The sequence below is a fragment of the Bradyrhizobium sp. PRIMUS42 genome, from assembly GCF_023006515.1.
In the GTDB taxonomy this organism is placed as follows: domain Bacteria; phylum Pseudomonadota; class Alphaproteobacteria; order Rhizobiales; family Xanthobacteraceae; genus Bradyrhizobium.
Window position 1 is genome coordinate 1 of the sequence record NZ_JALBGZ010000223.1, and the last position, 8718, is coordinate 8718.

General features: G+C 65.6%; 6 protein-coding genes. 4 read left to right on the top strand and 2 right to left on the bottom strand.

All coding sequences use genetic code 11. The features are described from left to right. A partial coding sequence (locus MOV75_RS17980; protein WP_247006299.1) for a caspase family protein occupies positions 1 to 1175 on the bottom strand: 1175 nt, incomplete at its 3' end. 426 nt (positions 1176 to 1601) lie between these two features. Here MOV75_RS17980 and MOV75_RS17985 point away from each other — a divergent pair. The 3 genes from MOV75_RS17985 to MOV75_RS17995 are packed head-to-tail and all read left to right on the top strand — an operon-like array spanning position 1602 to position 5499. Continuing rightward, the gene (locus MOV75_RS17985; protein ID WP_246928450.1) at positions 1602 to 2633 is read left to right on the top strand and encodes a TRAP transporter substrate-binding protein; all 1032 of its coding nucleotides are present in this window, start codon (positions 1602 to 1604) and stop codon (positions 2631 to 2633) included. Between the two features lies 1 nt (position 2634). Next, the gene (locus MOV75_RS17990) at positions 2635 to 4509 is read left to right on the top strand and encodes a TRAP transporter large permease subunit (protein ID WP_246928448.1); all 1875 of its coding nucleotides are present in this window, start codon (positions 2635 to 2637) and stop codon (positions 4507 to 4509) included. Between the two features lie 12 nt (positions 4510 to 4521). After that, positions 4522 to 5499, top strand: coding sequence for a hydroxyacid dehydrogenase (locus MOV75_RS17995; protein ID WP_246928446.1), 978 nt, complete (start codon positions 4522 to 4524; stop codon positions 5497 to 5499). Here MOV75_RS17995 and MOV75_RS18000 read toward each other — a convergent pair. After that, entirely contained in the window at positions 5496 to 6662 is a 1167-nt protein-coding gene (locus MOV75_RS18000; RefSeq protein WP_246928443.1) for an ABC transporter substrate-binding protein, read from the bottom strand. The two genes, MOV75_RS17995 and MOV75_RS18000, sit on opposite strands and share 4 nt — an antisense overlap. Positions 6663 to 6988: 326 nt before the next feature. Here MOV75_RS18000 and MOV75_RS18005 point away from each other — a divergent pair. Next, positions 6989 to 8718: diguanylate cyclase (locus MOV75_RS18005; RefSeq protein WP_247006301.1), on the top strand; the 1730-nt coding region annotated here is incomplete at its 3' end.

The following is an 8718-nucleotide window of genomic DNA, read 5'->3' on the forward strand; positions in this document are numbered from 1 at the left end:
ACGGCAACTGGGGTCGCCGCAGCGGCGACAGGCACACCATAATTGCGGTTCTGCACGCGGAGCAGCAGCCGGCGCGCGGTCGCGGCGAGGTCGCTGTTGTCCCAATTCGCAAGATACGCCTCGAACGAAGCGCGGGTGTTGATCGCGGTTGCGCGCTCCCAGGCCAGCATCTGGCGCCGTCGTTCCAGCACCGTGCGCAGGCGCGGCGTGCGTGTGTCCTGAGCGTACAGCTCGATATAGGCCTGATACGCCGGCACCGTGTCGTCGGTGATGACGAGTTCATAGGCGACCATGGCCGGCTTGCCCTGCAAGTCCCTGCGCCACTCCTCGACGCTGCGCGTGCCGCTGGCGAGCGCCATCGAATTTGCGCCCGGAAGGGAAGGCTGACTGCCGCTGCTCTCGCCGAAGAACTTGAAGTCGGTGGTCAGCGACGAGCTTTCCCAGGGAATCTGCCGTCCGTCGGTCGACTGCGCGACGGCGACGCGGATGCGCTTGAACACCTCCTCGATCGGAAGGTTCGGTTGCTTGGCGACCGTGAGTGCTGCGGTGGTGTAGGGGCTGTCGATGCCGGAGCCGTCCTCGGCTTCGGCGCCGGGCGAGGTCGAATAGGAGATGAACGAGCCGGGCGCACCGGCCTTGGTGTCGACGATCGCAAGTCCGTGGCCGGCGCCGCTCAGCGCGGGGAATGGATTGTTGCGGCAGGCATCGAGCATGAAGATGCGCGCCCGCGTCGGCAGCGCGCCGAGCGTGTTGAGCATGTCGTTCAGCCGGACGCCCTGGAGCGGAATGTCGGCCTCGCGCTTGGGATCGAGATCGACAGGAACGAGATAGTTCTCGCCGTCGATCTGCAGGCCATGGCCGGCATAAAACACCAGCGCAACGGTGTCGGCGCCACTGGCGCTGACCTTGCCGGCGAAATCCGAGATCGCCGCGCGCATCTCGGTTTGCGCCAGATTGGCGGCCGTGGTGACGGTGAAGCCGGCATTGCCGAGCAGCTCGGTCATGCCCTTGGCGTCGTTGGCGGCGTTGGGCAGTTCCGGCACAGTGCGATAGGCGGACTGGCCGATCACCAGCGCGAGCCGCGCTTCGGCGGCGGCGTCCGTCGGTGACATCATTTGCGTGAGCGCAAGAAGACTGGATGCAAGCAGCAAATTGGAAAAGACTGGACGGCGCATGGTGTCACCTCCATCGGCAATGCGCGATGATGTCACTTTTTCTAGGGGGCCGCCAGAAGTCCGTCTGTGCACTGGATCACGTTCGTCGTGCGGCAAAATGGGGCAGGTGTCTGCTGCGACCGGAAGGCATCGTTCTGGGTTCACCCATGTGAATTGCGCATTGATCCATGCTCCAATTGGATTGATGTCGATCCTGCGCGACGGCGCCCGTTGCGCGGGTGTGGCCGCAGGCCGATCCTCGTCGTAAGTCCGCAGGAATCCTGGTCGATTCGTCGTGCTTGCGGACGCCGCTAGACTCCTCGTGCGGCACGTCGAAGGCGAGGGAGCCTCGCTTGCCTGTGCCGCCGCTTTGGCCATACAGTCCGCGCAACAGGCTGGGGCAACGACCGCGGCGAACAAAAAAGACAATTTGGGAGAGACCGCACCATGACCATCGTGCCCGTGAACCGTCGCGCGTTCATCAAGTCATCGGCGGCGGTCACCGCCGGTCTCGTGCTCTCCCCCGCCATCATCGGCCGCGCCGAAGCCGCGACGTTGAAGCTGAAATGCTCCTCCTCGCTGCCGAACGATCCCAAATTCGCCAACGGCCGGGTCTACTACGACAATCTCGTCAAGAGCCTGAAGGCGAACGGGCTTGGTGAGCAGATCGAGGTCGCCTTCTTTCCCGACAACCAGCTCGGCCAGGAGATCGACGTCATCAACTCGGTGAAGCTCGGCGTCATCGACCTCATGGTGTCGGGCTCGTCGATCTCGGCGAATCTGGTGCCGCTGGTCGGCACGTTCGATCTCGGCTTCCTGTTCTCGAGCTTTCCGCAGCAGACCAAGGCCTTCGATGCCGGCGCCGCAAAGCCGATCGAAGACGCTCTGCTCAAGGGCGGTAACATCCGCATCATCGCCTGGGCCTATAATTTCGGCTCGCGCAGCGTGCTGGCGAAGAAGCCGGTGAAGACGCCGGAGGATCTCGCGGGCCTCAAGATCAGGACGCTGCCGAACCCCGTCATCACCGAATGCCTGCGGCTGATGGGGGCCGCGGCGACGCCGCTGGCGTTCGGTGAGATCTACACCGCGTTGCAGGCCGGCGTGCTTGACGGCCTCGAGCACGATCCGCCGACGATCCTGGCCAGCAAGTTCTTTGAAACGTCGAAGTTCTACGGACTGACGCAGCATAATTTCTCGCCGCTCGCGATCTATTTCAGCGACGTGACCTACAACCGCATGGATCCGAAGCTGCGCGAGGGGTTCCTCGATGCCGCCAAGAAGGCCGCGGCCGACACGCGCGCCCATGGACTTGCGGTCGAGAAAGAGGCGCTGGCGGCTTTGACCGAGAAGGGCGTGACGGTGGCCGAATGCGACCGCGAGGCGTTCAGGAAGCGCGTGGCGCCGCAGACCGAGAACTTCATCAAGGCGCGGCCTGAATCGAAGGCCGTCATCGACATCATCCGCGCGACCCAAGCCTGAGATGACCAAATCTGAGCTGGTGATGACAGCCGCCGTGCCCGTTTCGGGCGGCCGCCACGGGAGCATCGCCCTGCTGCTGCGTGCCAGCGACGCGATCGCGGCCATCCTGCTGGCCGCCGATCTCGTGGTGGTCTGCGCCTCCGTCCTGCTGCGTTTCTTCTTCAACGCGCCGGTCGAATGGTCGGATGACGTCGCGCGCGGGCTGATGGTCGGATCGGCCTTCTTCGGGGCGGCGAGTGCGCTCGCGCGCGGCGAGAATGTCGGCGTGTCCTTCTTCCGCGACCTGCTGCCGGTGCGGTTGCGTGCGCTGGTCGATGCCGCGAGCGCCCTGCTGGTCGTGCTGATCTCCGGCTATGTCGCCTACCATGCGATCAAGCTGGGCTCGCTGACGGCGGGCCAGACCACCGGATCCGGCCTGCCGCTGGAGTTGACCTTCTACCCGATGGGCGTCGGCGCGCTCTTCATGACGGTGTTCGCGATCGACCACCTCTGCGCGCGGCCGCTCCCTGACATCGTCAGGGGCCTCGTCGCCATTGTCGTCGTGTCCGGCCTTTATCTCGCCTGGGATTATCTGTCGCCGTCCTCGGTGCCGTCGGCGGGCACGTTGATGCTGATCGGCTTCTTCGCAACGCTGTTCGGCGGCTTGCCGATCGGCTTTGCGCTGGCGCTCGCCGCGCTGGTTTTCATCTGGGTCGAAGGCGCGCTGCCCGGCGTCATCTTCGCCCAGCAGATGGCGCGCGGCATCGACAATTTCGTGCTGCTCGCGATCCCCTTCTTCATCCTCGTCGGCTACCTCATGGAAGCCAACGGCATGTCGGTGCGGCTGATCGAGCTGTTGCAGCGCGCGGTCGGGCGCATGCGCGGCGGGCTGAACGTCGTGATGGTCGCTTCCATGGTGCTGTTCTCCGGCATCTCGGGCTCGAAGATGGCCGACGTCGCCGCGGTCGGCTCGGTGCTGATTCCGGCGGCGCGCCGCTCCAAGCAGAATCCGGGCGGCGCAGTGGCGCTGCTGGCGGCCTCCGCAGTGATGGCGGAGACCATCCCGCCCTGCATCAACCTGATCATCCTCGGGTTTGTGGCCAACCTGTCGATCGGCGGCCTGTTCGTCGCAGGCCTGCTGCCGTCGGCGCTGATGGCGGCCGTCCTGATCGCGGTGTCCATCATCTTCGGCAAGCGGCCGGCGCAGGTCGAGGAGGTCGAGCCGCAGATGCCGGTTTCGGGCCTGTGGAGCGGCGCGATCGCCTCGTTCGGCCTGATCTTCATGATCTTCTTCGGCTTCAAGAGCGGCTTTGCCACCGCGACCGAAATCTCCGCCTTCGCGGTGGCCTATGCGCTCGTCGTCGGCAGCGTGGTGTTTCGCGAGCTCAGCTTCAAGTCGGCGGCGCACAGTTTCGTGCAGGCCGCGACGCGCGCAGGTCTCGTGCTGTTCATCGTCGCCGCCGCGCAGTCGCTGGCGTTCACGCTGACCTTGCAGCAGGTGCCGCATGCGGTCGGCGATTTCATGCTCGGATTGTCAAAGACCTCAGGCGTGTGGCTGTTCATTCTCTTGGCGATCGCCGTGCTGATCGTGATGGGCTCGGTGCTGGAAGGCGCGGCCGCGCTGATCATCTTCGGGCCGCTGCTGTTGCCGGTCGCGGTGCAGCTCGGCGTCGATCCGCTGCATTTCGGCGTCGTCCTGGTCATCGCCATGGGCATCGGCCTGTTCGCGCCGCCGCTCGGGCTCGGGCTCTACGGCGCTTGCCTGATCGGCAACGTGCCGATCGAGCAGACGGTGAAGCCGATCATGGGCTATCTCGGCCTGTTGTTCCTCTGCCTGCTCGTCATCGCCTTCGTGCCGTGGCTGAGCACCGCGCTGCCGCGGGCATTCGGCTACTGAAGGAGTTTTGCCGTGAAGATTCTATTGGCTCACACGCCGGAGATGCGGCGGAACTATTACGGCGATCGCAGCCTGAACGGTCTTCGCGCTGCCGCGGAGGTGATCCTGCACGAGGGCGATGACCCCCTGGACGCCGCCGGCCTCGTGCGCGCGGCGAAAGACGTCGACATCATCGTTGCCGACCGCATGACGGAAGGGCGCGGCGAGATCTTTGCGCAGCTGCCGCATCTGCGGGCCTTCGTCCGCTGTGCTGTCGACATCCGTAACGTCAACGTCGAGGCGGCCTCGCAAGCAGGCGTGCTCGTGACCCGCGCCGGGCCCGGCTTCGTGCAGGCCGTCGCCGAGCTCGCACTCGGCTTCATGGTCGATCTCTCCCGCGGCGTCTCGCGGAGCACGGCCGACTACCAGGCCGGCCGCAAGGCGGAAGCACGAATGGGCCGCCAGCTCGCCGGTAGCCGGATCGGCATCATCGGCTATGGCAGCATCGGCCGCTATCTCGCCGAGGTCGCAAATGTGCTGCGGATGGAGGTGCTGGTCTCCGATCCTTTCGCTATCGTCAGCGATGCCGCGATCCGGCAGGTCGGTCTCGACGAGCTGCTCGCCGCATCGGACTACGTCGTCTGCCTTGCGATCGCCAACGAGCAGACCGAGAACTTGATCGGTGAGGCTGCGCTGGCACGGATGCAGAAGCATGCCGTGTTCATCAATCTCTCGCGCGGCAATCTCGTCGACGAAGCGGCGCTTGCGAAGGCGCTGCGCGAAAACCGCATCGCCGGCGCCGCTATGGACGTCGGCCGCGCGCCCGACCAGATGCCGACGCCCGAGCTCGCCAAGCTGCCGAACGTGATCGCAACGCCCCATGTCGGTGGGCTGACGCCGCAGGCGATCGAATATCAGTCGCTGGAAACAGTCCGGCAGGTCGAGGCGATCGTCAAAGGCGAGGTCCCGCCGGGGGCGGTCAACGCCGAGCGCTGGACGCGGCGGCCCTAAAGCCGATCCACCGCCCTGAACGTCCCGTCCTTCTGGATCACCGTCAAAAACACCTTCGGCGGCGTGTCGAGCATGCGCATGCCGACGCTGACGATGCTGCCGCTGATGTCGAAGCGGCCGACATCGTTGATGGCGCGGAGCAGGCTTGCGCGCGTTGGTTTCGGCCCGGCTTTTTCCAGCGCCGCGGCCGCGAGGCGGCCGGAGAGATAGCCTTCGAGCGACACGAAGTCCGGCGTCAGCGTCGGATCGAACGCCTTCTGCGCCGCCTGGTAGTCGGCGACGAGCTTGAGCGAGCGATCCCAGGGAAACGGCACGACCTGCGAGACGATGACGCCTTCGCCGTCGGGGCCGAGTTCCCTGGCGAGCGCATTGGCGCCGACGAAGGAGATGTTGACGAAAGTCGGATAGAAGCCGCGGCGATGCGCGAGCTTGATGAACTCCGCGCAGGGACCATAGGTCCCGACCATCACGATAGCCTCGGGTTCGGCGCGCTTGATCATGCGCCAGGCAGCCGTGACCGCGCGGGTGTTGCGTTCGAAGGTGCCTTCGGCGGCAAGCTCCAGGCCGCGCCTGGCGAGCGCGCGCTTCACACCGTTCAGACCATCGCGGCCGAAGGAATCGTCCTGGTAGAAGATGCCGATGCGGGTGAACTTGCGATCCTCGGTGAGGTGCTTGATCCACGCTTCGGCCTCCGCACCATAGCTCGCGCGGATGTTGACGACGTTTGCAAGTTCGAGGTCGCGCAGGAATTCAGCGCCGCTGAACGGGCCGATGAAGGGAACGTTCCTGGCGCTGGTGATCGGAATCGTCGCCATCGCGGTCGGCGTGCCGACCGCGCCGATCAGCGCGAACACCTTGTCGTCCTCGATCAGGTGCAGCGTCTGGGCCACCGAACGATCGGGGTCGTAGCCGTCATCGCGGCTGATGAGCTGGAGCTTGCGGCCGTAAACGCCGCCCTTGGCGTTGATCTCGGTGAACGCTGCGACGATGCCTTGCCGCATGCGCTGTCCCAGCGCGGAGGAGGGGCCTTCCAGCGCGGCGGCCTGGCCGAACAGGATCGCGTCCTCGCTGACACCGGCCTCCTCGGCTTTCGCCGGAAGCATGGTCGTAGCCAGGAGCACGATGGTCAGGACGACGGATGTCGCTGATCGAAATCGATACATCGGGAAGTGTTGCCGGAGGGATGGAAGAGGACCTGTGCAAGATATCCCCGCAGCCTGAATAGCTCGCTAACCGGCAGCGCGTCGGCAGGCCGTAGTACTCCGGGCAAAACCGGCAAGTTGCTTCCACAATGCCGGGTCATTCACGGACTTCATTAACTAATTCACGCGTTGCATAACGATCCGGTTCCGAAATTGTGCAGTTCTTAACCGCGGCCTTGTTCCGATAGCAGCGCCGGTGCTTCAACCAGAGGTTCGGCTCGTCGCAGATGGGGGACGGCGGCTTCAGGATGGGCGATCGCGACCAGAACGATCAGGATCGGAGGCGCATGACCGGGTGGTGGCGTGCCGCGCCGCTGCTCGGACTCTATCGCCCTGCGCTCGTCGCGGCCGGCGTCGGTCTTCTGTTCTCGCTCGTGGGCGCGGCCGCCGTGGCGCGGTGGGAAGATCGCGTCAACAGGATCGAGTTCGAGAACGCGGCCGAAACCGAAGCGATCGTCATGCAGAACGGCATGGGCGAATACATCTCCAGGCTCGTCGCGCTGCGCACGCTGTTCGAATCGACCAACGACGAGGTCACCCGCAGTGAATTCGAGACCTTCAGCGCCCGCCTGTTCGAGCGCCATCCCGGCATGCTCCGCATCGCCTGGCTGCCGCGCGTCAACCGCAAGGAGCGCTCGGAATACGAGGCCGCGGCGATCATGGACGGCGTTTCCGGCTATCGCATCAAGTCGCTTCAGGGCGCGAGCTTCGCGACTGCGCCGCAGAGCGATGAATATTTTCCGGTGTACTACTCGACGCAGCCGAAGACCTCGGCGGTCTATGGCATGGACTACGCCACCGTTCCGGAGCGCCGCGCGTTTCTGGAGCGTGCGCGCGACAACGACAAGGTCGCAGCCATTCGCACGCGGCTGTTCGAGCCGAGGGAAGGGGGCCGGCTGCCCGATGTCCTCGTTGCCGTTCCCGTCTACGCCAAGGGAACGTCGCGCGAGACGGACGCGGACCGGCGCCGCAATCTCGCCGGCTTCGTGGTCGGCGTCTTCGACCTGCCCCTGCTGATCCAGACCATTCGCGTGACCACCGGAGCAAGCCCCGCGGTCAGCATGAACGTCTATCCGCCCTTCTCCGCGCAGATCGTCAGCCTGGAGCAGATGCTGCCGGACTATTCGTCGGCAGCGACGGGGCCGCAGTCGATGCGGGACGTCGCGCGGGCGCTGCACTGGTCGGGAAGTCTCAAGATCGGCGATACCGATTGGCAGGTGCGGGCGGTGCCAACTGCCGGTGGTCCGCTGGAGACGACTTATGATCGCGCGGGCGCGGTGCTGATCGTCGGCATGCTGCTGACGCTGTCACTGTCGACCTATCTCATGCTCGCCAGCCGCAATTCGCGGCGGCTGTCGCTGGCCAACCGGCGGGTGCTCGAGCTCGCCCAGACCGACGTCCTGACCGGCCTGCCGAACCGCGCGTTCTTCCTCGCCCGGCTCGACGAGCTCAATGGCCGGCTGGAGGACGGCGGGCCGACCTTCTCGATCCTGATGCTCGACCTCGATCGCTTCAAGAACGTCAACGACTCCCTCGGTCACGGCGCCGGCGATACGCTGCTGCGCCAGGTGGCGCAGCGGCTGAAATCGGCCGTGCGCGCCAACGACGTGCTGGCACGGCTCGGCGGCGACGAATTCGCCATCATCCAGGAGCGGTGCCAGGACCAGCGCGCCTGCTCGACCGAGCTGGCGGCGCGGATCGCCAAGCTTTTGACCGAACCGTTCCTCCTGCCCGGTCACCGCGTCGAGATCGGCACCAGCATCGGCATCGCCGTCGCGCCGGATCACGGCCGCGACCAGGAGCAGCTCCTGAAGAAGGCGGACCTTGCGCTCTATCGTTCGAAATCGGCGGGCCGCAACTGCTTCACCATCTACGACGAGGCGATGTCGGCCGAGCTGGAGGCCCGCAACACGCTTGAGGGGGATCTGCGCGACGCCATCGCGCGCTGCCAGCTGGAGGTGCATTACCAGCCGTTCGTCGACGCCCTCAGCGGCGAGCGGCGCGGCTTCGAGGCGCT

Bases quoted from the DNA above. Each gene is read 5' to 3' on its own strand.
- MOV75_RS18000 (WP_246928443.1), bottom strand. From the start codon at position 6,662: ATGTATCGATTTCGATCAGCGACATCCGTCGTCCTGACCATCGTGCTC.
- MOV75_RS17985 (WP_246928450.1), top strand. From the start codon at position 1,602: ATGACCATCGTGCCCGTGAACCGTCGCGCGTTCATCAAGTCATCGGCG.
- MOV75_RS17990 (WP_246928448.1), top strand. From the start codon at position 2,635: ATGACCAAATCTGAGCTGGTGATGACAGCCGCCGTGCCCGTTTCGGGC.